The organism is Leeuwenhoekiella sp. CH_XMU1409-2 (assembly GCF_037029365.1).
Classification (GTDB): Bacteria; Bacteroidota; Bacteroidia; order Flavobacteriales; family Flavobacteriaceae; genus Leeuwenhoekiella; species Leeuwenhoekiella blandensis.
This window is the reverse complement of record NZ_JAYMEI010000002.1, coordinates 152,742-178,758: the sequence shown is the minus strand read 5'-3', so window position 1 is coordinate 178,758 and position 26,017 is coordinate 152,742. Positions and strand designations below refer to the sequence as shown.

Below are 26,017 nucleotides of genomic sequence, written 5' to 3'. Positions count from 1 at the left end.
TAATATATGGACACACACTCAAACATATTAAAATACAAACATCTCGGCATCTATACCCAAAACGAGAATGTAGTGTATATGCGCGAAGATTGCCACGTCTGTATTTCAGAAGGGTTTGAGGCACTTACCCGAATAAGAATATCGAACGCAAGTACATCAATCGTTGCAAGTCTTAATGTTCTGAATTCTGATATCCTTTTGCCCAATGAAATCGGACTATCAGATGCTGCTGCGAAAAAACTGAATGTTTCCCCAAATGATACATTATATGTTTCCCATTTAGAGCCTATTGAATCCTTAAGCCACGTTAGGGCAAAAATCTACAATCAAAAGCTGGATTACAAGGCATATAACAACATCATAACCGATATCGTTGAAGGCGATTATTCCAACATCCACCTTTCGGCATTTATTACTGCCTGTGCTGGCGACCGAATGGATATTGATGAAATATCCGACCTAACGAAAGCAATGATTGCTTCCGGAAAGCAACTGAACTGGAACAAGGATATCGTGGTGGACAAACATTGTATTGGCGGATTGCCTGGCAATAGGACAACACCATTGGTAGTTGCCATTGTTGCCGCGTATGGGCTTACTATGCCAAAAACATCCTCACGGGCAATCACTTCACCAGCAGGCACAGCAGATACAATGGAAGTACTGACCAATGTTACGCTCTCTTCCGAGGAAATAAAGACCGTAGTAGAAAAAGAAGGCGGATGTTTTGTTTGGGGCGGTACAGCGCAGTTAAGTCCTGCCGATGATGTGCTCATTAAAATTGAAAAAGCCTTGGATATTGATAGCGAAGGGCAGCTCATTGCTTCAGTACTCTCTAAAAAGGCAGCAGCTGGTTCTACTCACGTGGTCATTGATATTCCCGTGGGAGAAACCGCCAAGGTTCGCAGTACCGAAATGGCAGAAAAACTAAAAAATCATATGGAAACTGTTGGAACTGCTGTAGGGTTGAATGTAAAAGTTGTAGTTACGGATGGTACGCAGCCGGTTGGAAGGGGTATCGGTCCAACATTAGAAGCCATAGATATATTAAAAGTTTTGAAAAATGAGGAAGATGCACCTAAAGACTTAACAGAAAGAGCGTTGCTTTTAGCTACTGAACTATTAGAACTTTCTGGAAAAGTAGAAAAAGGGAAGGGACTGGAAACCGCACATAAAATTCTCAAATCTGGAAAAGCATATGAAAAATTCATAGCCATTTGTAAGGCGCAAGGTCAATTTTCAAAACCAGTTTTAGCACCTTATAAAATGGAAATTAAAGCTGAAAAGTCAGGCGTTTTGCAACGAATTGATAACCGAAAAATCGCAAAACTTGCCAAGCTTTCTGGAGCACCACAATCTAAATCGGCAGGGATTCTTTTGAATGTCCATTTAAATGAAAAAATCGAAATAGACCAATTGTTATATACCATATATGCTGAATCCAAAGGCGAACTCAACTATGCTCTGGAATATAAAAACAACCATAACGACATCATAACTATAATTTAAAAAACTATGAAAACAATATTATTCTGTCTTCCCGGAAATGAAGAACTCACAGAACTAATGGCTACAAAAATGGATGCTGAAGTGGGCAAAGCCATTTTGCGTAAATTCCCTGACGGGGAATCGTACACACGCATCTTATCTGATGTTAAAGATAAATGTGTGGTACTGGTATGCACCTTGCACGAACCAGACGAAAAACTATTGCCCCTTTATTTTTTAAGTCATACTGCCAAATCATTAGGGGCAATGTGCACCTGTTTGGTAGCGCCCTATTTGGCATATATGAGGCAGGACAAAGTATTTAATGAAGGCGAAGGGGTAACTTCTGGTTTCTTCGGAAAATTGATTTCAGGTTTTGCCGATAGCATTACCACGGTTGACCCTCACTTACACAGAATTAGTTCATTAGGAGAAGTGTATCAAATTCCAAATAAAGTAATTCACGCTGCCGATGCTATTTCAGATTGGATAAAGGAAAACATCGAAAACCCAGTACTTATCGGTCCCGATTCTGAAAGTGAACAATGGGTTTCAGAAGTCGCCAAAAATGCAGGAGCACCATTTACAGTATTACAAAAGGTGCGTCACGGTGACCGTGATGTAGAAGTCTCTGTCCCCGATGTGGATAAATATAAAGATGCTACACCTATTTTGGTAGATGATATTATTTCTACGGCGCGAACGATGATTGAAACCGTGGTGCATTTGAAAAAAGCAGGGATGAGACCACCTATATGTGTTGGTATTCACGCCGTTTTTTCAGGTAATGCCTATCAAGATTTGTTGGATTCCGGAGTAGAAAAGATAGTGACCTGCAATACCATTCCGCATCCGTCCAATGGCATAGATTTAAGCGATATACTGGCAAAAGAGGTAAAGAAATTAATGCGCCATATATGAGAAGTCGAATCTTCATAGTACTGATTATTTTATTCAGCATCACAATGACTGGACAAACTGAAATGCTTATTGGGCAGATTTCAGGCAGATTGGTCATTCGTGAGAATTTTGATGAAAAAGGTGCTTTTCTCAATAAACAAACTTTTGAAGCTGGTAAAACAATAGAGAAAAATGGATACTATGAAATTAAGGTGGTTACGGAATTGTTTGATAAAGACAAAAAATCGACCGATAAATACACCACAACCTATCGCTGTAAGCCTGATGAGGCAAGTGTAATGGTAATGGCTTTTCCGTTTTCAAACCCAAAATCAAAGGAGACCGAAATTAATACCACCTCTAAAAAATTTAAAGAGCTCTACGATTTGGACAACCTTGAAGATATAGAATTGGAAATGAGTTTTGATTCGGGCTTGTTGAATTTTTTTGGCTCAAAAAGTACCATAAAAATTTACGACCGAAAATTTAATAATAGCGAAAATAATATTAATTCAAAAATTAACATTAAGGCCTATGCCTTGGGAATTCGCATTAAGCAACTCAATTATACTGTTAACGAGAAATTAAATGCACAAGGTCTATTGACCTTTCAAAAATTTACCGAAGAAGACAACAGTTATTTTACAATGACTTATAAATAAAAATAAATGAAAAATTATAACACCCTTTCAGAAGCTATTAACGATTTGCAGACAAACGAATACCCTTATGATTTCAACTTAAAACCTGAATGTCTGGAATGTGCTTCCCTGAAAATTGAGATTCGACCAGAAGATTTTAAAGTGGATAAAATATATCGCTTTGAAGGAATGAGCAGTACCGATGATAATAGCATTTTATATGCAATATCTTCCAAAAAAGAGCTTAAAGGTCTTTTAGTAGATGCTTATGGCGTCTATGCCGAAAACATATCGGAAGCAATGAGAAAAAAATTACGATAACACTTAAACAATACTATAATGGAAAATCACGAGCAGCACAAAAACAACGAAATGGACCATTCGAAAATGGACCATTCGAAGATGAAACACAAAAAAGAAGACCATTCTAAAATGAACCACAAAGGTGGGGACCATTCGGGTCACAATCCGGGTCACGGTCAAATGGGTCACGACCATCATAAAATGATGATTGCAGACTTTAGAAAACGGTTTTGGGTAACACTCGTGCTTACCATCCCTATATTGTTCTTCTCACCAATGATTCAGGAATTTTTTGGTTATGAATTTTTACTTCCAGGAAATCCATACATCCTTTTTGCACTTTCCACTGTTGTATATTTTTATGGTGGTTGGCCATTTTTAAAAGGGTTTTGGTCTGAAGTCAAAAAAGGTGCACCAGGAATGATGACCTTGATTTCTATGGCAATTTCCGTAGCTTATTTTTATAGTACAGCTACTGTATTTGGCTTAAGAGGTGAAGACTTTTTCTGGGAACTATCAACACTTATAGCCATAATGTTGCTTGGTCATTGGATAGAAATGAAAAGTGTGTTAGGTGCATCAAAAGCCTTGCAGTTACTGGTAAGTATGATGCCTGCGGAAGCGCACAGGGTAAAAGGTGACACCATAGAAGACATTCCTTTGGAAGATTTACTAAAAGATGATGTGATTTTGGTAAAACCAGGTGAAAAAGTTCCCGCTGATGGGATTATAGTAGACGGTTCAAGTTACCTAAATGAATCTATGCTTACAGGCGAATCCAAACCTGTAAAAAAAGATGAAAACGATAAGGTTATTGGTGGTTCTGTAAATGGCAATAGCACCTTAAAAGTAAAAGTTGAACATACTGGAAAAGACAGCTATCTAAACAAGGTCATTAAGATGGTCGAGGAAGCGCAAAAAACCAAATCGAAGATGCAAAACCTATCAGATAGGGCTGCAAAATGGCTAACCTATATCGCTTTGGCTATTGGTTTTGGAACATTAGCAGTATGGCTGATTTTAGGCTTTCCATTTGTCTATGCTTTAGAAAGAATGGTTACTGTTATGGTAATTGCTTGTCCACACGCATTAGGGCTTGCCATTCCCCTGGTGGTTGCAATTTCTACGGCAGTATCTGCTCAAAATGGATTGCTTATCCGAAATAGAACTGCGTTTGAAGAGTCCAGAAAAATTTCAGCTTTGCTTTTTGATAAAACAGGAACACTAACCAAGGGTGATTTTGGTGTCACTCGAATTGAGTCTGTTAACGAGACTTATTCAACAGAGGAAATTTTAAGACTTTCAAGTGCATTGGAACAAAGCTCAGAACACCCTATTGCAGTTGGTATTATCAAAAAAGTAAAAGAAGATAATATTACTATCCCTAGCCCAGAAAACTTCAATGCTATTACTGGTAAAGGTGTAGAGGCAAATGTGGAAGGCAAACAAGTTAAGGTAGTAAGTCCAGGCTATCTAAGAGATGAGAAAATTACTATTCCTGAAGATGCTTACAGCGATGCAGCGGAAACTGTAGTATTTGTTTTAATTGATGGAAAATTGGCCGGTTACATCGCCCTTGCTGATGAAATAAGACCAGAATCTGCCGAGGCAATCAAAATATTTAAAAAGAATAACATTAAAGTTCTAATGGCAACTGGTGATAATGAAAAAACCGCTAAAGCTGTGAGTGAAAAACTTGGATTGGATGGTTACTACGCCGAGGTATTGCCACATCAAAAAGTTGAAATTGTAGAAGAGTTACAGAGCAAAGGTGATTTTGTAGCTATGACGGGTGATGGTGTAAATGATGCGCCCGCGCTCGCAAAAGCCGATGTAGGAATTGCAGTAGGCTCAGGTACAGATGTAGCAGCTGAAACTGCCGATATTATTCTGGTCAACAGTAACCCACAGGATATTGCCAACCTAATTTTATTTGGAAAAGCGACCTACAATAAAATGATTCAGAATTTGATTTGGGCTACGGGATACAATGTCGTGGCTATTCCTTTAGCAGCCGGTGTATTATATTCTTCAGGCTTTGTTTTAGGTCCTGCGGTTGGTGCGGTATTTATGAGTTTGAGTACAATTATAGTGGCTATTAATGCGCAGTTATTGAAGCGAAAAATCGGTAAAAAATAAATGGATAGAAAAGAAAAACTCAACAGGATATCTTTAATCCTGTTGAGTTTATTTGTAGTGATGTTGGGTTATGGTATTTTATTGCCAACCCTTCCCTACTATACCGAAAGATTAGCTTTAAAAGACAATCTCGACACCGATTTAATCAACTTCCATATTGGGTTGCTTACCAGCATTTATCCACTATTTCAATTAATTTTTGTTGTCGTTTGGGGAAAGTTATCTGACAGATATGGTCGTAAACCCGTCATTATTACTGGTTTGATTGGCTTTGTAATAATGCAATTGCTAACTGGGCTTGCAACATCACTAACGATGCTATATATCGCTCGGATTTTTGGCGGCATATTTACTTCATCAGTTATTCCTGTCAGCAACGCATATTTAAGTGATATTACTTCAGAAAAACGTAGAACGAAGATAATGGCCTGGTCTGGTGTAGCCATTAGTTCAGGGGTTATTTTTGGACCCGTTATCGGTGGCTTTCTTTCGCAATCAGACCTTCATTTTGAGTATGCAATTGGTCAACTACATTTAGGTAGATTTTCCACGCCGTTTCTATTTGCTGCATTATTAGGTTTTATTGTGTTAGTCATTGTTGTAAAATGGTTAAAAAATTCCGTTCGCATCCATAAATTTACAACTCAAAAATTCAGTTTTCACTTCTCGTTCAGCCAATATTTCCTTATTCTATTGGCCTTGTCATTTGTTATCCAATTTGTAGTGACCTTGTTTGAAACTGTTTTTTCAATCTACGGTAAAGACGAATTAGGGTTTAACAGCAATCAGGTTGGTATTGGTTTTATGCTGTGTGGTTCAATAATGGCTGTTTTGCAGCCTGTATTTGCCAGTTATGGGGAAAAGATTCTATCTACTAAAAAGCAAATCGGCTTTGGGTTATTCATTTCAGGAATTTCATTAATTGTCTTTCCTTTTTTCAAAAATGAATTTGTTGTGTACGGTTTAATTGTGGTGTTTGCTGCTGGTGGTGCTATGGTTACACCTAATTTGCTGTCTGCGGTATCCTTGTTATCCAAAACAAATACAGGTCGAAATATTTCAATACAAAGTTCAACAAACAGTATCGGTCAGATTTTAGGTCCCATTTTAGGAACTTGGTTGGTTACCGGTGGTTTTTATTATCCATTTCTAATTGCAGGAAGCATTATTTTAGTTGCTATTGGTTTTCTCATTTTTCTAAAAAAACCACCTATTTAAAGAATACTGAATTATTACAAATTCTTAAAAAAATAATCTAACCAATAAGCCCCAAATCTATTGTGCATAAACTTATTCAAACAATTTTAGAAAATTATAAAGAAGAAATAAAAGTAGTTGAAGAATCTAATTTAGATGATTTCAATAATGTAGAAAAAGGAATTTCCATTTCCAGGCAATACTTACAACAACTACGGATATGTGTTCGGGAAAATGAATTCGTTGATAAACAGAACGAAATTATTTTCTTTAAAAAACATAAACCCTATGTCTACAGTAGATTAAAGTTTTATGCAAAACTCTATAATTTCTTAATAAACAGACCTGCTGGAACCATAAAATCTCAACAGGATTTTATCGATTCTGAAATAAACAGACTACAAGAAAGTAATAGACGTAATATAGATTTCATCAAATACTACAGAGAGGGTTCTGAGCTTTTGGATGAATTTTATTTTCTAAGAGGTAAGGACAAAATCAGTTTGGTCTCAAACACCTCTCATTTTTACACGGATGCTGAATTTTCCACAAGCCACGATAATGCGATTGCTAAAATTATGGCATATGACCTATTAATTAGTCATTACTCTGAGGAATTGAATAATTTGAGAGGATTATCCTATGGCATTCCAAATAAACTAAATACTCTTTCCAATGGCGAAAGATTAGGCTGGACAGCGTCGAAAACAGACCTTATCGAATTGATTTATGCCTTACAAGCATCTGGGGCAATAAAAAGTGGTACAGCAGGTATTAAAGAAATGGCTTGTGCCTGTGAAGACATTTTTGAACTTAAACTTGGTAATGTATATAGAACTTTTCTGGAAATAAGGGAACGCAAAATCGACCAAACAAAATTTATTGATAGACTAAAAGCAACACTTTTAAGGCGAATGGAAGAAACGGACGGTTAACATTCTGAATTTAAACAGTGTTAAAATTTTTCCCAAGTTGGGTCTTACTTGGGAAAAAATAAAATTAATTTTATCTATTATCATTTGGCATAGATGATTTAAAGTGACACCTCTAAATCAAACCAATTTAAACCATTGAAAATGAGCAAATAAAAACACCCTACTTGGGTACAACTTGGGATTAAAATCCAATAAACCATCCCAAATTTGTAGAACGAAAGTCAAATCGAAGATTCACGAACTCTTATTTATTAAAATATTAAAGTTTGTGAGCTAAATCAGGTCAGGGACTATCAAATTAGTTGAAATCGATACGATAGTCCCTTTCTTTAAAACCGTTCTATTATGCCAGCAAATATTATTACCACCGACGACCTTCGGGAATTCAAAATGGAATTGCTCGATGACATCAAACAATTATTGACCAGACAATCCAGCGGAAAACTCAAAAAATACCTCAAATCTTCTGAGGTTATGGACTTACTTCAAGTAAGTCCTGGCACCTTACAAAACCTTCGTATCAATGGCACATTGCCATACACTAAAGTTGGTGGTATCATTTATTATGACACAGAGGAAATTCAAAAAGTGATGGATGCCAACCGCGTGCAACACGGTTTAAATTCTTAAGCGATGAACTATATAAAGCTACTTAATGCGGCTTTTGAAAAGTTCTATTTTGATGACCGCCTAAACCCTACCCATATCAGTTTGTATATGGCACTGTTCCAGGAATGGAACAGCTGTCGCTTTATGGATGAGTTTTACGTGAACCGACGAGATTTAATGCGTTGTGCCAAAATAGGTTCTAAGTCCACATATCACAGATGCATCGTTGAGTTAGATTCTTGGCAATATCTCTCTTATTTCCCTTCCAACAATCCCTACAAAGGCAGCAAAATTAAGATGGCCATTATCGGGACAAGTGATGAACCACTTGTGGGACAGTACAATCCCATATTAGAACAGCTTGCGGAACAGTACCTTCCTAGAGGTGTACCGCTTGAGGGACACCACCATCCCAAAAATGGACAGGTTGTGAACCAACACCGTCCCATAGATGGACAAGCATTGGTATCTAATACAAACAATATCAAACAAGAAAACTATATAAAACAACCAAAGGGCTGGCAGGCCGTTTTTATTTTTTTTGAAGAAAAAGGTTTTGATGCTGATGAAGCTAAAAAATTCTATGAGCACTATGCAGAACGTGAGTGGCAAACAAGCGATGGCAAACCTATTCGTGATTGGCGAGCTGTGGCCATCAACTGGATGGACAGAACCGAAATATTCGACGAGGAAAACAAACCAAACAAAAAGCAACCGTCCCAAATCAAGGACAACTTGCGAACCACTAAAAACAAAGATTATGGACAACCCCTCTAAAATAACCGAAGGTGGCGTGGAATATTCGCTCGGAAAATTTGATGGTAAAAGTGTGATCTATGATTTTCCAAAAATCTTGATTTACCTAAATGCCAAAGGCAAACTTTTGTTTGGCGAAAAGTTTAGGATATATGATGAAGACAAGGATATTTTGCTGAAGCTCTGTTCCTACTTCATCAAGGATAAAGACAACTGTGAGACTTATGGCATTGACATTGACAAAGGCATTCTACTTTCCGGACCAGTTGGCTGTGGCAAAACCAGCTTAATGAAATTATTGCGCCATTTGGTTCCGTTGCAACGTCCTTATGAAATGATTCCCTGCCGAAATGTTACCTTCAGTTTTAACCATTTGGGTTTTAAAACCGTTGAAGAATATGGTAACACTAAATTTTACTGTTTTGATGATTTGGGCGTGGAACCTTCTGGCAGATTCTACGGAAAGGATTTGAACGTAATGGGCGAAGTACTTTTATCTCGATACGAGCTGTACTTACAAACCAAACACAAAATCAAGACCCACGCCACCACCAATCTCAACGCAGAAGAACTGGAAGAACGTTATGGTAATCGTGTCCGTAGTCGAATGCGGGAACTTTTTAATTTGATTGCTTTTGATACTAAAGCTGGGGATAAGAGGAAGTGAATTTATAGTATGGCTTTTTAACAACAATTTTTATTTTCTTGAATCGGCGGACAAGCCACAGTACCATAAGAACAGAATACACAACAATCCCCTTCTTTTGGTTTTAGTGTTTGTTTGCAATTATCACATTCATAAAAGAATTGACAGGCCGTGGTTGGCATTTCTTCTTCTGTTTTGTGGCCGCATTCAGGGCAGGTGATCGTAGATTTTAATATTGTAGTTTCCATAAATAATAGTTAGAGCATATAGGTTAGGTCAGATGCCATTGTAGGATATGAAAATACCATTGTCCGCAAATCGCTTATGGTCATCTTGGTCTTTATCGCCATTGCGAAAAGATTGATGGTTTCCTCACAATGAGGTCCGATCAGATGCGCGCCCAAAATGGTATTATTATTTTTATCGATGATTGTTTTATAAGCATATTCATCCACATTCAGGCGTCTCGCATTGAACCAATTATCCACTTTTTCAAAATTGACATTGATATCATATCCCTTTTCTTTGGCATCATCTTCCAATAGGCCAACGGTTGCCATAGTGGGCAAAGTGAAAACTACTGAAGGCATTGGGGGATAACTGACTTTTTTCTTATTTCCTTTAATGATATTTGAAGCTACGACGTGTCCTTCCAAAACAGCTACGGGTGTTAGGGGCAATCCTCTTGAGTCCGCTGCATCGCCAGCTGAATATATGTTCGCGTTCGATTTGCTCTGAAGGTATTCGTTGACCTCTATCCCCTTTTTTGAGAAGGATATACCTGCTTTTTTCAATTCTAAATCAAAAATGGCTGGGGGACGACCAGCGGAATTAAATACTTCTGCCGATTTGAAGTTAGTTTCCTTTCCGTTTGAAATTCCTGTAGTAATGTAGTTGTCATCTTTATGTTCAATTTTAGAAACTTCAGTTTCAAGAACGAGCTTAACACCTAAATTACCTGTGGCATCGACCAAATGTTTTACAATATCCTTGTCAAAGTTTTCCAACGGACGTTTGCCTCGATGTACTATTGTTACCTCGGCACCAGAACGTGCGGCAATATGCGCGAATTCAAAGGCGATATATCCACCTCCGATGAAAAGCAGGGATTGGGGTAATTCCTTAAGGTTTAGAAAATCCGTACTCGTTTTCGCAAGCTGTCCGCCTTCAAAATCTAAAACTTTTGGTTTTGAACCTGACGCAATTACAACTTTATCAGCTTGAATGGTCTCGTTACCTACACTTAAGGTATTCTCATTTATAAACGTAGCGGAATTGTGAAAGGTGTCGATTCCGTTCTTCTTATACCCCTTTTCTATTTTCCTCGGCATTTCATCAACAAAGGTCTGTTTGAACGCCATTATATCCCTCCAGTTGATATTCGGAATGGTATCAATGCCTTTCCCTTTAAGTCTTTTAGCGAAGTCGCGTACTTCCGTGGCACCGATAATCACTTTTTTTGGGTCACAGCCTCGTAGGGCACAGGTGCCACCATAAGGCAGTTCATCAGTAATGCCCACCGAAAGACCTTTTGAAGCGCATTTATTGGCGATTGTCATACCTGACATACCCGAACCAATAATGAAAACATCATATTTTTTCATCTACTTATTTTCTTTAGTGGTTTTCTCGACAACTTTATAGCCGGTGCTTTCTATAGCTTTTCGGATTGCAGGCAAATCGGTTTTGGTCTTGTCAAATTCCACTATGGTATTGGCATATTCGTAGCTGGCTTTGACCGAAATAATTCCATCCAGCTTATTGACTTCGTTTTCTACGTGTGCCTCACAGCCTGCACAGGTCATTCCAGCGACTTCAAAAGTCTGCTTTTTGATATTCGATTGAGAGACATAGACAATATCCTTGGTGGGCTGTGCATAAAATAGATTGGAATAGTACGGGAAGGCCAGCATCAATGCGGCGAATAGTGTTACTATCAATAAGAACCGTTTGGATTGCCAAAACGATGGTTTCGCATCATCTTCACAGGCGCAATCTATTTCTTCCTGTGTTTTCGGCCGCAGTTTCTGATACCAGGCAAACACCAAGACAATAATGGTCAAGCCGATAAGATAGGGTCTAAATGGCTCGACCCAAGAAAAGGTAGATGCAATTCCGCTTGTTCCAGCAATTAATGCCAAGACAGGGGTTATACAACATATTGATGCTGCAACTGCGGTAAAAATGCCGGTATAGGTCGCGGTATTTGAAGTTTTATTCGGTGCCATAATGTAAACTTTCTAAGCTGTTTTCTTTCTTGTCGAAATTGAATTGAAAATTCCATTCAAAACATTGTCCTCACTCTTTACCAGCGAATAATACAATGTTTGCCCTTCACGTCTCGATGTAATAATTCCCGCATCCTTCATTTTTCGGATATGCTGGGATACGGCAGGAACACTCATTTCAAGAATGTCAGCAATATCGCAAGGACACAGTTCATTCTCTATGTTCAATAGAAATAGAATTTTCAGTCGTACCTCGCTTCCCGCAAGAGACAAAATTTTGCTTATTGCTTCTAAGCTACCTGAAGAATTCTCTATGGTTTCCTTACATCTCGATATTTGCTTCTTGTCTGCTTCGTTCCGTGTACAGGTTATTTCCAAGCTCATCTTTTTTGATTTAAAGTGGCCACAAATATATCATTATTATATTATTTAAGCAAATACTTAAATACACTATTGAATAAATTGTTTTTTATAATGTGTAGATAATAAACTTAGGTAATCTAACTTCTAAAGGATTTGTACAGTAAAATAACTTCTGAAACACATTGTAAAACAATGTCCTTCAAGCTCTTCGTTAACTCTAAAAAAATATCTTTCATAATTCTATTGATTTTTGAATGGATAATAATATCGATAGTGCGATACGCTCAATATTGTGGTTGTCTGAGATATAGCTTTCTTCATCCCAATTGGATAAAAAGCCCAATTCTATTAATATGGCAGTACAATAATCTGCTGTTTCCCTTAGCACCTGAAAGTTCGCAAACTTCACACCTCTGCTATCATAGCCTATTGCTTCACAAAGTGCACTTTCAATTTGATAGCCCATAAAAACCGATGCTTTTGAGAATTTTTCTTGTTTTCTTGAAGCGTAAACTTCAATACCTCTTGCATCCGGATTATCGGAATGATTGCAATGCAAAGACACAAACAAATCAGCATTTAAGGCTTTGGTCAGTTTAGTCCTGTCCGATAATGATATTAAAGTGTCTTTATACCTGGTCAAATAAATATCGAGTGGTTTTTCCAAGTCGTCATTTAACTTTAAAATCTCATTTGCAATCGATAAAACCACATCTTTTTCTTGAATGTCATTTATACCAATTGCACCAGCATCTTTTCCGCCGTGTCCAACGTCAATTATTATTCGTTTTTGAGCAGTCGATTCTTGTCCAAAAATGAAGCACATTTTTAGAACCAAAATCACAAAACTGACGTTTTTGAGCAGATTTTTCATTTTCAATTTTTGGGTTATCAACAACTTCCCTTCAAAAATTCATAGAATTTGATGCCAAATAATAGCAACGGAATTCAATTGATATCAAATAATATTTTATTCACAAATATTTGGTTTTCAGTTATTTATGTTCAAATATATGTAAATTTCCAATAACGAAAATGAACTAAAAATTTAAACTTTTCCGTTATGAAAAAATCACACTATTTAGCATCCATTCTTTCGCTCTTATCCACTTCGCTTTTTGCTCAAATTGGTGGTATTGAAGATTCTGTTAACGATGTAGGCGATACCATCAGAACCATATTTCCAATTTTATTAGGTGTCATCTTCTTGGTTGGCTTCCTTTTTAATGCAGGACACTTTTTTGGCGAAAATGCTGACCTAAAAAAGGGTATTACGCGCGTACTTGTCTTTGTACTCATAGCAGGTGCAGTTGTAGGCATATTTACTTACCTCATAGGAATTGTTGTATAACGATGAAGAAGTTTGAGGTCTATAAAAACATCAGAAAAAGGGCGGTCATTTTTGGGCTGCCCATTTCCCTGTTTGCCTTAATGATGGTTTCTATTTTGGCTTCGTTGCTCATCATCATCTTCTCTTTCAGCTTTGGGATAATAATAGGTGTGTTGGTGTTCAATGCATTCCTTTATGTGGCGCTGACAAGGATAACCCACAATCCGCAGCTATTCCAAATGGCAAAAGCCTTTCCACAAATCATTAGTAACAAAAGAAATTCTGGCTTCGATTATGAACAAGATTAACCTTTCGGCATATCAACCCATAGTAGATATTCAGGACAATATCGTATTTGCCAACAATGGCAACGTTGTCCTATGCTATAAAGGTAATCTACCGGAAATCTATTCGCTTTCTGAAAAGGATTTTGAGGATATGCACGGTGCTTGGTTTCAGGCATTAAAGTCATTGCCGGTTGGTACTGTGGTCCATAAACAGGATGTCTACCTCAAGAAATCATATACTTCAGAACAACTTCCGAATTCTACCTTTCTGGAAAAGGCTACCCACGAGCATTTTAAAGGTCGTGGGCATATTGAGCACAACTGTTATTTGTTCTTCATTTTGACCAAGAACAAGGCCCTCAACAATCCGAAATACGTTAATCCTTTCCGAAAAGTTTCAAAAGGAATCGTACAGGAATTGGATGATAATATCAAGAGTTTCGCCAACTCGGTTAGTGATTCGGTTTCCTTTATCAACAATAGCCGGATGATGGATTTTGTTTCGCTTAAAGCGGAAGAGATACAGCAACTAACAAGTGCCTATTTCAATGGCTTTAATGAAGGTTATGATACTGACATTTTACTGGACAAAAAAAGCGTCAATATTGGCGAAAACCATTTTGATGCCCTGGCCATCAATAGCGAACTGTGCTTTGGCGAAAGTGTACAGAGTAGCAAGACCAATGAGAAATTCACTTCTGACGATTTTGTGTTTCATCAAGGGTTTATTGATGGCTTAGGGCTTACGCTTAACGAGAACCATATCGTTAACCAAATCCTTTATCTCGATGACAAACAAAAGTGGCGCAAGCTGCTCGATAAAAAAATCGAGGAACTTAACAAAAGTTCAAATTTCGGTTCGCAGAACAAAGTGGTGCTTGGTAAAATCCAACACATCCTTGACCAAATCAATGCCGATGATAATGCCCGTATCATTCGTGGACATCTCAATATTGTCTATTGGGCAAAGGAAGCCAAAGAGCTCGATAAGATAACCTCAAAGATAAAGACTGAATTTAAGGAATTGGACATCATCCCATATTATCCAAGAGGCGAAGAACGTAAGAATTACATCCTAAATAGTTACTGTTGCTTTTCTTCTAATTTCTCAAATAATGATTTGTATGTGACAGATTTGAAGCACGCACTTTGCCTGTTCATCAATAACACCAATTACAAAAGCGATAACACCGGAATCATCTTTAATGACCGAGAGTATAACATTCCTGTACTGAAGGATGTTTGGGATGAAAAAAAGAAACGTATCAAGGCAAGGAACTTTGCCATTTTTGCGCCAACGGGTGAAGGTAAATCCTTTTTGGCCAATAACATCTTGCGTCAATATTTTGAAATTGGTGTTCGTCTCGTCATTATAGACTTGGGTGGTTCATACACCAAGTTCGCCAAACTCTATCCCGAAAAATACACGGTGCTTCGCTACGAAAGCGGAAAGAACTTAGGCATCAACCCATTTTACATAAGTGATACCAATGACCTCACACCAGAACGTTTGGAAGACTTGTCGGTTTTCCTGTTTGAACTTTTTGCTTCGGATTTAAAAGTCACGAAAGCCCAATCAGTATCGGTCAAAAAGATATTGCGCCATTATTACGATAGTACTTCAGAAAATCACTCTTTAGATGGTTTTTACAGCTTTATAGAAAGGAATCAGAAAGACCTTCTGAGCACCCTAAAAATCCATCCCGACTATTTCAATGTCACGAGCTTTTTGCACGTAATGTCCGAATATGTCGGCGATGGTCTATATAGCTTCCTTTTTGAAGTAAGCGAAGACCAGACCTATAAAATCGAGGATAAACGATTGATTGTTTTTGAGCTGGATGAAGTCAAGGACAATAAGGAAATCCTGTCTGTGATGCTCAAGCTAATCAAGTCTGCCATCCAAAGAACGATTTGGAAAAACAGAGCTGAAAAGGGTATCATCCTATTTGATGAGTTTGCCAAACAACTGAAGTTTGACAACGTACTGGAAAGCGTAGAATTTTACTATCAAGCCATCCGTAAACAGAATGGTGCAATTGGGATTATTCTGCAATCCATAAATCAGCTTCCGAACAACTCAACTTCAGCGAGTATTCTTGAAAATACCCAAGTCATTTACAGCCTGAATAACGAAAAGGGCTATGACGAATTGGTCAAAAGGCTCAACCTATCCAGCCACGATTTAAACCAATTAAAATCCATCAAAAACAATCTTTCCGGTCCACGCAAATACACTGAGATGTTTATCAAGATAGGTAGGGAAAGTAACATCTTCCGGCTTGAAGTTCCGAAGGAAGTCTATGCAGCTTACTTGACCGATGGACAGGAAAATGAGGAAATAATGAAGCTCTACAATGAGCATCACGATATGCAAAAAGCAATAATTCAATTCACATCTAAAACATAATATTATGAAGACAAAAATCAAAATTTTAGTAATGACAGTAAGCCTTACCTTATTTATGTCGGGCAATGCTACTGCACAGGGAATGCCCACTTATGACAATACCAATTTTATCAGTTTGGTAAAACAACTGATAGAATCAGGTAAACAGACAGCTCAAATGATTAAGTCCGTAAAATTCCTAAAAGATGCAAAAGAGGCAATAGAGAAAGTATCAAGCGTTGTTGAGCAACTGAGAGCAGTTGAGGAAATTGGACAGAATAATCAGCGTCTTATCAACGTAATGCAAAATGATTTACAGGATATTTTGAATTCGCCCTACATCAAACCAGATGAAGTTTCAAAGGTTATGGAATCGTTCGATGCCATAGTTCAAAATTCTTTGGACACGGTAGATTTTATCGATGAAGTCCTATCCAGCGATTACCTAAAAATGAGCGATGCCGAACGTGCTGAAATTCTAAAGACGAAAGAACTGGAATCCAAACAAATGGTTTCCAGCATCACGATGAAAACAAAACGCTATCGTGACATTATTTCTTTTAGAAAAATGCAGGATAAAGTCAATAATCGAGAAACCGAATACTAAAAATGACCGCGACCATTCTCTTAGGAATCGGGCTGGAATATATCGATACCGTCTTCCAGACCATACAGGCCAGCAACTTTTCGCAATACACCATTGCGGGAATGAAAACGCTCGCTGTCCTGTTCTTTTTGGTCAACATCCTTAAAAAATACAATGAAGGCATTGCAGATAAGGACGGTTACACTTGGGGATTGAGTCCTGGTGAACTGGTCAAAAATTTTGCTATCGTCATCTTGGTCATTTTCTCAACACAGGTCTTAGGCTTTTTCGATGGCATCTTAGTCGCTATTGAAGGGCAATATCGTGGCACAGCCCCAGCATTATTGCCTTTGCAAATGCAGGATATTCCTTTAGAGGAAGATGTAAGTCTCTTTGATGCCGCAAGTTCCGCAATGACACTATTATATGAAGCCTTGGTTACACCATTGTACGGTTTTAAGATATTGGCTTTCATACTGAGCACCATACTTTGGATATTAGATCTGTTCATCTATCCGCTATTCTTGGCAGAACGATTCTTCCTTTTAGGCATAATGCAAGCCTTTTTTCCTCTGGTCATTAGCCTTGCCGTTTTTGAAAAGTTCCGTTCGCTCGCTTATACGTTCTTCAAATTATATGCAGCCGTGTATATGCTCGTGCCAGCATTCTTTTTAGTTAATGTATTTATCAATGCCATTTATACGGAAATCAACACCAATTTTTGGGTCAACCTTTTTGGAACAGATACAGGTCAAGGCTTTTTTGCGCCTGTTGTTCAGTTAGGTTCGGTTGGATTTATCGTTTTCTTGAAATTCAAACTGTATAAACGTGCCACGTCATTCACTCTCAGACTATTTACTGCCTAAGGCAGATTAAAAGCAAAAATATGAAAACACCATACAAGAATATTTACAATGTCCTAAAACTGAATCGATTTATCGTTTTGGCAGTTGTTGTGTGTGCGTTGCTGTCCAGCACATTTTCGGTTTGGATGGTATTCAACACCAATCAAAAAGCGCTCAATAGCGCCTTTGCAATCAATACCGATGGCAGTATCATTCCGCTGAAGCTCGTGACCCAAAAGGAAAATTTTCGGGTTGAAGCTTTGGCACATTTGGATCTGTTCCATAACTACTTCTATAACATCGATGCCAGCAATTACGAACGCAACTTGGAAAAGGCGTTGTGGTTGGGTAATAGTTCTGTTGACAATCTCTACCGTCAGAAAAAAGCCGATGGTGTTTACAACAGATTGCTTCAGTATTCCTTGGTTCAAAAAGTACTGAGCATCGATTCAAGAATATCTGAAAACGATGGTTCGTATGGTTTTACGACGACCACCATTTTTGAAATCAATAGAGGCTCAATCATCGACACTTACGAATTGGTTTCCACCGGAAACTTGATTATGGTTGACCGAAACTTTCCCAACAATCCACACGGACTTTTGATTACCAACTATTTCGAAAACACTCTAAAAAAACTTAACAATGAAAGTTGAAAAGAATAAAATAGTCTTTGCGGCTGTATTGGCCGTGATTTTCATATTCCTAATTTCCTATTCTGTGATGGTAATGGGCGATGATGAAAGTGAAACTGAAAACCTTAAGCAGACCTTAGTGCCAGATTTGGAAGAGGGCCAAAAAGAGTACGATTCCAAACTGGATGCAATTAACGACTTGAAAAAAGTTAGGGAAAATAATGCGCCAAGCATCTACGATGAAAAACTAATTGATTCCTTGGGATTTTATGACCCAGATTTACCAGAACGGGAAAAAGAACGTATCGTAGATAGTATCTATGAAGCTGGTAAGATTCAATATTCAGAAAAGCGGTACCAAAATTTGGGACAGAAAAGAACTGCTCGCAAAGTGGTATCAACAATAGATTCTGCTGAAGTAAAGCGGGAACAAAAAATCCAAGCTAAAGAACTGGGTTTGGAACATCAATTGTTTTTTGCTGCTTCCCCCAAACCCAATGAAGTTTCAATCATCGGCAATACAGATGAAACTATTTACGTGGTGGTAGATGGCGACCAAGTTGTAAAAGCGAATACCAGATTGCGAATGCGCCTGACCAAAACTGCTACCATCAATGGTAAAGAAATGCCAAAGAACACTCCTGTATTCGGATTTATCAGTTTTCAGCCCAATCGTGCGCTCATTGAAATTGAAAACATACAACATCATCCTACCAAGCTCAAAGCTTTTGATTTATCTGATGGAAGCGAAGGTATCTACGTACAGAATAATTTTCGGGCAGAAGCCACCACCGAAGTCTTGGACGATATTATTGGCGACATCAACATACCTACCGTTCCACAGGTGGGTGGCGTAACAAAAGTGCTCAGACGTAGCAACCGCAATGTAAAAGTTACGGTATTGAACAATTACAGATTAATTCTAAAACCTAAATTATGAGAACATTTATTCTAATATTGATAGCATTAGTTTCCGCTTTCGCGAAAGCACAAAAGCAACCCATACCACTCGACACCATTTATGCAAACGACACCAAGAACGTTGCGCTATTCTTCCCAGAACCCATACGACAAGGCATAACCGGTTCGGATAATTTTGTTTTTACCTATAACCGTGAAAAAGAACAGTATTTTGGGCTTCTTCAAGCAACCCCTGGGAAGGAAAGTAATTTGCTGGTAGTCAACAGAAATGGTTCAATTTTTTCGTATATTGTAAGGTATAAAAAACAGCTTTCTAAGCTCAATTATTTCATTCCGCTATCAAGTAGTATCGGTAATGAAAAGCCGATTGTAAAGGATTCGGTTCTTGTTGAATCTTCTGAAGAGCTTGTAGATAACAGCACCTATTATTACCAAAAATTCTGCTCATATCTTCTCAATAGAAAACAGCGCATAGCGCGCATCAAGAAACGAAACGAAGGTATTATCTTGACTGTAGAGAATATTGTTTTTGATAAGGATGAGCTCTATTTCGTTATCGAGATTGAAAATAATTCTACGTTGGATTACGATTTGAATTTCTTGAACCTTTCGATTGAAACTCGGCAAAAAGGGAAAAGGAAATCGTTGCAACGACTCTATAAAGAACCGATATATAAAGATAATCTGCCGTCTAAGATTAAGGAAAATGAAATGGCTCGATTCGTTTATGTGTTGCCCAAATTTTCATTATCCGATGACCGTAGGGCAATTTTGGAATTGAATGAAAAGGATGGCGAACGGAACATAGAAATGAAACTATCGCATAGATATATTAATAACCCAAATTAATACTGTTATGAAAAAATTTGTTGTTTTCTCTCTCATAATGCTGTTCCTTTCTTGTGCTGATTCCGAAACTAAAATCTCGGGACCAAGTGCTACAGCCCAAATTGTTATTGAAAGTTTTTATGAAAAAGATGAAGAGACTTTAAAAGCTAACTCAACACCACAGGCATATTCTAACTATATGAATACTATAAATATGTTCAATGCGACCAAAAAGAAAGACTCTGAGTTCAAGGTGTTACAAGACACGATAATGGGCGACGTGGCTTGGGTAAAATATACCACAGCTTACGATAAAACGCCTGGTGTTTTTAAACTGGTCAAACAGAATGGTAAATGGCTGGCCACGGCAAGAGGTTCAAAGGATAAAGCACCGTTTTAAAAAAGACTTTCATTTTAAGCTTTATCAGTTCTTATCGAGATTGATTTCCCAATAACCTCTTGTATCGCCTTGACGCGTTAAAAATCCTTTATTTTTGATAGCTGTAATATGCTTACCAACAGCAGATTCATTAATACCCAAAGCTTCAGCTATTTCGTTATAAGTTATGGAAGGATTAGCAGCAATAAGTTTAAGAACTTCTTTTTGTCTTTTAGTTAGAGCTTCAGTCGTATCAATTACACCACCTATTGCACCACCTATTTGACCACCTATTAGATTATAAATTCCAAACAAAGACTGTTCTTAAGGATGTGAGGACATTTATGCTATAAAACTAATCTTCCTTGTTTACAAATTTTACTTTATCCCTGGATGTGATCACTTTTGGAAAATTGGGAATTAAATCTTGGTTTTTAGAAAGTCGCATCTCAATATCATCCCTATTCCACCAAGAGACCCATAAGCCTTTGGACTTTAGTGATTCAAGTTTTTCGGTTAATGGTGCAGAGATTTGTGTATTAACCGCTAAGAAAAATCCCTGTGAATCGTGAGTCTCAACCGTATCTCTAATATCTAAAACCTTACCTTTTCCAATTGTGGATGTTCCAGATTTGCATTGCCCTACAACTTTAATCAATATTCTTGGCGGTGCGGTATCGGACATATATTCATTTATTACATTCCATTCAATAATTAAATCCCTACCCTTATCACCTTGATTTATGGGTGCCGGCCTTCTTACACTTTTTACATTTGGTTCACGTTCCAATAGGGCTTTAACTAAAAATTCAAATTGATCCGGACAGACCTTTTCTTTCCATTTGAACTGGGGAATCGGAAACAGAAGTTCTGACTCTCTATTGTGGCGCTGTCTAATGAGTTCTCTCTCTTTTTTATATTCTTCAAATCCACATATTCTGCCTAAGGCAATGATGTAATCATCCATAACGGTTACAATCATATTTTCCATTGGAATAACTGGATATCCTTTTAATTTACCGTTCGTATTTACTCTTTCAAAGTACTCATCCATTTCAGATTTGGTATCATCGTGAACAAAGTTTTTAATATTGTCGCTTAGAACGAATGTCCCATTCAGCCCTTTCAACTGTTCAGTTTTATCTGTACGCAACTGCAATGTTGCGTTGAGAAATTTTGCGAGGCTACTTGATTTTATCATAGTAACTTCCTCTTCTATGTCATAAAAATATACCCATTCAGGTCGTTCACGGTCCCCATAATTATTACGGCTGGATATGCTATGCAAATCCGAGAACAAATCTTCGATATCCTCAAGTGAATACTTGTAATTTGAATTATTAAGGTTTTCAGCTTTCATACATTTATCACAAGGGCAGCCAGTAAAATACCATAAGCTTTCTCGCCAAAATGCAACCATTTCTATAATTTCCGTGACAACTTCAATAAGTTGTTTAGCAGTTGAAATTCCGTGTAAAATTGGAACTTGGATAGGTACCAAATACCTTCCCCATATTTCATCTGGAACTACCGGATGGGCTATATCAAATTGCTCACAAGAAATTCCCGACTTGTAGAATCTTAAGAAGGAAGTGAACATTAAACTTAGAATAACGTGTGCATCAGACCTATCGCCAGTATAAAACACATCGTACGTTCTCTGAAGAAAATAAAATGATAAATTCTGGTTCTCATCTAACTGAAGAAAAAGTGTAATACCAGAGGATTGGTCCGTAAATATCTTAAAATAATTATCCTCGGCGATTTGTATGATTAAATGATGTTTTTCACATAATTTTTCAACAATTGCTTTTAGTTCTTGTATTTCTTCAGCGTTTTTCAAATTTCAATTAAAGCATTGATGTGTAGTATTGTTTAAAACTCATTTTACCAATTATAAATATAACATTATCCTATCAAGATAGTGAAATCATAATATTTATTAATGAAACCAGAATTGGTTAATTAAATATAGTTTTTACATCTCTATATATCTTCGTAAAATTAGCTGCTAAATCTACCTGAGAAAATTGCTTGGATTCTTCAGGAAGTTGTCTTTGAATTCTGGCTAATTTAAACTGCACTCTCTTATCATTCCCATCAGCATACGTTATAAACTCGCCTTGCTTTAATCGAAAGAAAACGTCTGCTCTGATCTTTGGGATTTCCTTTTCGCCCGTCGTAATACGAGTATCAAAATCGAGATTATGACCACGACTGATGCTTTTAGTGGGGTCTTTAATGATTTCAAAAAAGCGCTCGTAATATTTGGCAGTATCTGGGTCGTTGACCTTACCGAAAAATTGATAAGAAAGATTGCTCAATATGGCTTTGCTTGCCTTATCGCCATACATCATATCGTTCTGTATTTTATCCTGCATCACATAAATAGTAGCGATGTCATAACTTCTAAGCGTTGCCGGAATTCGGTGCATATTCAATAAGCGAATAGTCGGCGCTTCTTCCATCAAAAGAAAAGACGGTCTTTGACCGCGCACGCTCATTTGCTTGGTAATCGTATGTATTATGGTTGCAATAACGGGCGAATAGGATGTTTCATATTTAGGGTTGTTCACTACAGATATGATTGCGGGATTTTCCTCGCTATTTATATTTAAAGGCACTTCGTCTGCGGACAATGCCATAAAAATGCGCTGTGTACTAATTCGTTTCAGGGCATTTGCCAAAGTGCTTTTTACACCAGCTGTCTGCCTATCCGAATCCTTACCACTAATAAAAGCATCTGCCATCGCTCTCGATGTGGTGTTAGTTTCCAGAAATTGGATAAGGCTATCGGTATCGAGTATTTGATAAATGGCAATCAAATGTGGAAGCGTACAGTAGTTGGGATAGTCGGTTTTCAGTTTCCAAATTAATCCACCAATCAAACCTTCCGCCGCGTCGTTAAAGAATTTAGTTGTTCCCGTAGTTCCTGATTCCCGTTGTTCCAAAAGATTTTCAATGAGCACCCTTGATACCTCATTTACGCTTTCCTCGTTCTCTAAGTAGCGTGGCGCAATAGGATTTACCCTATGGATGATTTTATCAAAGGAAATGACCTTAAACGGAATATCGCTATCCTTGAAAAGCGGATACGCCATTTCGGTCAGTTCAAAATCCTTGTAGTCGTGAATGATTCCACAGAAGCGCTCTTTTCGGAAATGTTTTAAAAAGCCATACACTACACTTTCGGTCTTTCCACTTCCTGCAGATCCGATGATGGATGCACCCCTTTTGATATTATCTAATTTGAAATTTCCCTTTGTGGTTGCAAATTTGACTTGGTACTTGCTATCGCCATTCTGTACGGTTTCAGTTTTATGCAGAAAGACATACAACCCTATGTTAATTAGCATTAGAGGGCATACCAGATACAGCAATATAGATACTAATTCATTCCCTTGAGTTAAATAGAAAACCAAGAACGAAAGCATTATGAAATTCAAGAAAAGCGCATACTTGCTCACTCGAAACATCGCATAAAAAACCATACTGGCCACAGCAATAATTGAAAGTATAGTTATGAGGTTGTCCATTTCCATATCAATTAGATTCCGATGGAACTTGATTTGATGGCCACTTCTGCGCCACGTCTTAACCGTTTGAAAATCCGAAGTGCGATTTGTGTTTGACTGACTGGAATACTTGGCACTATCGGTAATCCTGTTTTGGTTATCATTTTAAACGCCAATGCCTTTTCGTTTGCTGGCAATTTCATCAAGGCAGCGAAATATAGATTGGGGTTCTTTACAAAATCCTTTCGTGCTTTATAGGTTTCGGCAAAATTGCGTTTGTAGCCAAAAGTCTTGTCAAACGTCTTTTCAGCTTTCTCAAAAAATTTGTCTCGGTCAAAACCCCGTTTTACTGTTTTCCCATTCAATTTCACATCGGAAGCTTTGTATTTGCTTCCGGGTGACAAACTAAATCTGTTTGATGCATCCTTTCGGCTCACGATGATATGGATGTGACTTTGGTTTCCATCTTTCGCCATTCCCTGGACAATCCGTTTTCCATTTTGTTGATGCGGTGCTTGGCTTTCCAGTTTGGTAATTTCCTTTTTCATTCTTTTAATGTTCCCTTCAGCTCGCCCTTCTTGCACATTTCGGATATCCGTTTTTAGCTGAAGTATTTTTGTGGCAAAGGGTTGGTTTTCCTTTACCTGAAAATCCGTTCCTTTAAATGTGCGTTGATGTTCAATTTTTGCATAATATTTTATGTCGTCGATACTTACAGGGCGCCCTTTAATTTCTCTATTAAATGAAGCCACATAATCCTTCATCAGCTCGCGAGTATATCTTTTTAAATCTTCGCTACTGTTCTGAAGTTTTCGCAATTCATATTTTGAAGGGCTCACGGTAATTGAATAGAATCTTGGTTCGTGTTTTTCCAATTTTGCGGTATTTCCATCTATTTCTTTGACTACTTCTTCAGCGGAAATCTCATCGCCATATTGATTGAAAAAATGTTCCATTTCGTGTTGTTCTAATCCTTGGTTTTCTTTCTCTAAATAGCCCACAAAATCTGCTGAACTTTTGGAAAAGTTACCACCCATTTTTTGAGGTGTTATGGTGATGTACATAAGCTAAATTTTTAAAGTTCATTGTTGGTGTTTCGCTTTTCGCAAAAGCGGACTTCTTTCTTTTCCTCAGCATATTTTTTTTCCAAAATGAGCGGTTTCTTTTTAGGTTCTTCCATTACAAAAAGGGATTGCAACATTGCGACCGTAGGTTTGGTTTGTGTCTTTTCCACATCTCGCATTATGGCGATAACTGCATTGATTCGTTTTAATAATTTTGCTTCTATGGTACGTCCGGTTGGACCCAATTTTTCCTTTGGTGATATCTCGTTATAGAGGAAAAAATCAAGGATGTTTTCCATCGCTTCGGTGTGCGTATTGAAGTGTTTTTTGGAAAATTCCTGAAACCTTTTGGCAGTTTTCCGTTTGAACCTGATAGTGATGAATGAGTCCATTTCCTTTCGCTTTTTAAAGATTTGACGTAAATCCATCCCTGTTTACTAGTGTTTCAAGACCATTTGACGTAAATCGATGGATTTTTTATATCTACTTTATTTTTAAGTGCTTAAAAATCAATAGATTAAAACGAAAATAGAATATGTAACGCGGCGCAGCCCGTTACCCTCTTGCTATTCCTTTTCGTCACGCGCAAGCGTGACAAAAATCCATACAATCCGGCTAAAAAGCCGATTGCCATTTTCAGGGAAAATGATTTTCCGATATGTTATTTTTCGATGTGTACGGTTATCGGCGAAAGTCGAAAAGTGGATAACCCTACTTAACTTTGAATGCTGAATTTCAGCGAAATAAAGATACGTTTTTTTATTGATTATATATTAATTGCATAGAAAAACACCTCTAAATTTTAGAGGTGCTTACTTTTAATTTCTTAAAATTTATATGTTGAAAATGTATTTATACGAATACAAATTCCGAAGTGCTTCTTCATCAAGCATCTTATCCAAATTGGTATTATGCTTGGTTGCATAATCCATAATATCCTTACCATACTTTTCCTTTACATCTTCCTTAGAATTGGCAAGTAATCGCTCTTGTGTTTCCTCGCTCAAATCGGTAAAATTCAAATAAATCATAG

The 26,017-nt window shown here is 37.5% G+C and carries 30 protein-coding genes; 19 read left to right on the top strand and 11 right to left on the bottom strand.

Translation table 11 applies throughout. The features are described 5' to 3' along the window. Positions 1-6: 6 nt before the first annotated feature. From WA338_RS02565 to WA338_RS02520, 10 genes are all read left to right on the top strand, one after another. Positions 7-1,509, top strand: coding sequence for a thymidine phosphorylase family protein (locus WA338_RS02565; RefSeq protein WP_009778880.1), 1,503 nt, complete (start codon positions 7-9; stop codon positions 1,507-1,509). Positions 1,510-1,515: 6 nt separating this feature from the next. Then, positions 1,516-2,409 (top strand): ribose-phosphate pyrophosphokinase, encoded by an 894-nt coding sequence (locus tag WA338_RS02560; RefSeq protein ID WP_009778879.1) that lies wholly within the window; start codon positions 1,516-1,518, stop codon positions 2,407-2,409. A gap of 44 nt (positions 2,410-2,453) precedes the next feature. Further along, positions 2,454-3,050, top strand: coding sequence for a hypothetical protein (locus tag WA338_RS02555; protein ID WP_230199229.1), 597 nt, complete (start codon positions 2,454-2,456; stop codon positions 3,048-3,050). Between the two features lie 6 nt (positions 3,051-3,056). After that, positions 3,057-3,350: a hypothetical protein gene (locus WA338_RS02550; protein WP_009778877.1), complete on the top strand. Its 294-nt coding sequence runs from the start codon at positions 3,057-3,059 to the stop codon at positions 3,348-3,350. Positions 3,351-3,368: 18 nt separating this feature from the next. Continuing rightward, positions 3,369-5,471, top strand: a complete 2,103-nt coding sequence (locus WA338_RS02545; RefSeq protein WP_286992762.1) for a copper-translocating P-type ATPase — start codon at positions 3,369-3,371, stop codon at positions 5,469-5,471. After that, positions 5,472-6,689 carry an MFS transporter gene (locus WA338_RS02540; RefSeq protein ID WP_286992760.1) on the top strand — a complete coding sequence of 406 codons (1,218 nt, stop codon included), beginning with the start codon at positions 5,472-5,474 and terminating at the stop codon, positions 6,687-6,689. A gap of 62 nt (positions 6,690-6,751) precedes the next feature. Further along, the gene (locus WA338_RS02535) at positions 6,752-7,603 is read left to right on the top strand and encodes an RteC domain-containing protein (protein ID WP_286911181.1); all 852 of its coding nucleotides are present in this window, start codon (positions 6,752-6,754) and stop codon (positions 7,601-7,603) included. Positions 7,604-7,948: 345 nt separating this feature from the next. Next, the gene (locus WA338_RS02530; RefSeq protein ID WP_286911180.1) at positions 7,949-8,233 is read left to right on the top strand and encodes a helix-turn-helix domain-containing protein; all 285 of its coding nucleotides are present in this window, start codon (positions 7,949-7,951) and stop codon (positions 8,231-8,233) included. Positions 8,234-8,236: 3 nt separating this feature from the next. After that, positions 8,237-8,989, top strand: a complete 753-nt coding sequence (locus tag WA338_RS02525; RefSeq protein WP_286992759.1) for a hypothetical protein — start codon at positions 8,237-8,239, stop codon at positions 8,987-8,989. Further along, positions 8,973-9,635: an ATPase gene (locus WA338_RS02520; RefSeq protein WP_008610942.1), complete on the top strand. Its 663-nt coding sequence runs from the start codon at positions 8,973-8,975 to the stop codon at positions 9,633-9,635. Before WA338_RS02525 ends, WA338_RS02520 begins: the two co-directional genes overlap by 17 nt. Positions 9,636-9,652: 17 nt before the next feature. Here WA338_RS02520 and WA338_RS02515 read toward each other — a convergent pair whose 3' ends face one another. From WA338_RS02515 to WA338_RS02495, 5 genes are all read right to left on the bottom strand, one after another. Next, entirely contained in the window at positions 9,653-9,862 is a 210-nt protein-coding gene (locus WA338_RS02515) for a GDCCVxC domain-containing (seleno)protein (protein WP_073099369.1), read from the bottom strand. 9 nt (positions 9,863-9,871) lie between these two features. Next, positions 9,872-11,218 carry a dihydrolipoyl dehydrogenase family protein gene (locus WA338_RS02510; protein WP_073099370.1) on the bottom strand — a complete coding sequence of 449 codons (1,347 nt, stop codon included), beginning with the start codon at positions 11,216-11,218 and terminating at the stop codon, positions 9,872-9,874. Next, positions 11,219-11,842: a mercuric transport protein MerTP gene (merTP, locus tag WA338_RS02505; protein ID WP_073099371.1), complete on the bottom strand. Its 624-nt coding sequence runs from the start codon at positions 11,840-11,842 to the stop codon at positions 11,219-11,221. Between the two features lie 12 nt (positions 11,843-11,854). Continuing rightward, complete coding sequence (locus WA338_RS02500; RefSeq protein ID WP_073099372.1) at positions 11,855-12,226, bottom strand: ArsR/SmtB family transcription factor; 372 nt, start codon at positions 12,224-12,226, stop codon at positions 11,855-11,857. Positions 12,227-12,437: 211 nt separating this feature from the next. Beyond that, positions 12,438-13,079 carry an N-acetylmuramoyl-L-alanine amidase family protein gene (locus WA338_RS02495; RefSeq protein WP_008610938.1) on the bottom strand — a complete coding sequence of 214 codons (642 nt, stop codon included), beginning with the start codon at positions 13,077-13,079 and terminating at the stop codon, positions 12,438-12,440. A gap of 189 nt (positions 13,080-13,268) precedes the next feature. On the opposite strand from WA338_RS02495, the gene WA338_RS02490 reads away from it, so the two are divergent. Genes WA338_RS02490 through WA338_RS02450 form a run of 9 tightly spaced genes read left to right on the top strand, consistent with a single transcriptional unit; the run spans position 13,269 to position 20,426 of the window. Then, entirely contained in the window at positions 13,269-13,556 is a 288-nt protein-coding gene (locus tag WA338_RS02490; RefSeq protein WP_008610937.1) for a hypothetical protein, read from the top strand. A gap of 2 nt (positions 13,557-13,558) precedes the next feature. Beyond that, positions 13,559-13,843: a hypothetical protein gene (locus tag WA338_RS02485; protein ID WP_286991156.1), complete on the top strand. Its 285-nt coding sequence runs from the start codon at positions 13,559-13,561 to the stop codon at positions 13,841-13,843. Further along, entirely contained in the window at positions 13,830-16,232 is a 2,403-nt protein-coding gene (locus WA338_RS02480) for a TraG family conjugative transposon ATPase (RefSeq protein WP_336091910.1), read from the top strand. Before WA338_RS02485 ends, WA338_RS02480 begins: the two co-directional genes overlap by 14 nt. Before the next feature lie 4 nt (positions 16,233-16,236). Continuing rightward, a complete protein-coding gene (locus tag WA338_RS02475; protein ID WP_336091907.1) occupies positions 16,237-16,818 on the top strand; it encodes a conjugal transfer protein in 582 nt (193 codons plus the stop codon). 2 nt (positions 16,819-16,820) lie between these two features. Further along, positions 16,821-17,663 (top strand): hypothetical protein, encoded by an 843-nt coding sequence (locus WA338_RS02470; RefSeq protein WP_117157983.1) that lies wholly within the window; start codon positions 16,821-16,823, stop codon positions 17,661-17,663. A gap of 20 nt (positions 17,664-17,683) precedes the next feature. Further along, positions 17,684-18,298 (top strand): conjugal transfer protein TraK, encoded by a 615-nt coding sequence (locus WA338_RS02465; protein ID WP_286991159.1) that lies wholly within the window; start codon positions 17,684-17,686, stop codon positions 18,296-18,298. Further along, positions 18,288-19,217, top strand: coding sequence for a conjugative transposon protein TraM (traM, locus tag WA338_RS02460; protein WP_286991160.1), 930 nt, complete (start codon positions 18,288-18,290; stop codon positions 19,215-19,217). Before WA338_RS02465 ends, traM begins: the two co-directional genes overlap by 11 nt. Beyond that, entirely contained in the window at positions 19,214-20,047 is an 834-nt protein-coding gene (locus WA338_RS02455; protein WP_286991161.1) for a DUF4138 domain-containing protein, read from the top strand. The genes traM and WA338_RS02455 overlap by 4 nt, the downstream gene beginning before the upstream one ends. Before the next feature lie 7 nt (positions 20,048-20,054). Continuing rightward, a complete protein-coding gene (locus tag WA338_RS02450; RefSeq protein ID WP_286991162.1) occupies positions 20,055-20,426 on the top strand; it encodes a hypothetical protein in 372 nt (123 codons plus the stop codon). Positions 20,427-20,450: 24 nt separating this feature from the next. On the opposite strand, the gene WA338_RS02445 is transcribed toward WA338_RS02450, so the two are convergent. From WA338_RS02445 to WA338_RS02420, 6 genes are all read right to left on the bottom strand, one after another. Continuing rightward, positions 20,451-20,720 carry a response regulator transcription factor gene (locus WA338_RS02445; RefSeq protein ID WP_286815208.1) on the bottom strand — a complete coding sequence of 90 codons (270 nt, stop codon included), beginning with the start codon at positions 20,718-20,720 and terminating at the stop codon, positions 20,451-20,453. 40 nt (positions 20,721-20,760) lie between these two features. Beyond that, on the bottom strand, positions 20,761-22,248 hold the full coding sequence (locus WA338_RS02440; RefSeq protein WP_286815209.1) for a hypothetical protein: 1,488 nt from the start codon (positions 22,246-22,248) through the stop codon (positions 20,761-20,763). Between the two features lie 118 nt (positions 22,249-22,366). After that, positions 22,367-23,947, bottom strand: a complete 1,581-nt coding sequence (locus tag WA338_RS02435; protein ID WP_286991163.1) for a type IV secretory system conjugative DNA transfer family protein — start codon at positions 23,945-23,947, stop codon at positions 22,367-22,369. Positions 23,948-23,952: 5 nt separating this feature from the next. Further along, a complete protein-coding gene (gene mobB / locus WA338_RS02430) occupies positions 23,953-24,984 on the bottom strand; it encodes a MobB family relaxase (RefSeq protein ID WP_336091892.1) in 1,032 nt (343 codons plus the stop codon). An 11-nt stretch (positions 24,985-24,995) separates the two neighbouring features. Then, positions 24,996-25,376, bottom strand: a complete 381-nt coding sequence (locus WA338_RS02425) for a BfmA/BtgA family mobilization protein (protein ID WP_336091890.1) — start codon at positions 25,374-25,376, stop codon at positions 24,996-24,998. A 441-nt stretch (positions 25,377-25,817) separates the two neighbouring features. Beyond that, entirely contained in the window at positions 25,818-26,015 is a 198-nt protein-coding gene (locus WA338_RS02420) for a hypothetical protein (protein WP_203295422.1), read from the bottom strand. Between the last annotated feature and the right edge of the window lie 2 nt (positions 26,016-26,017).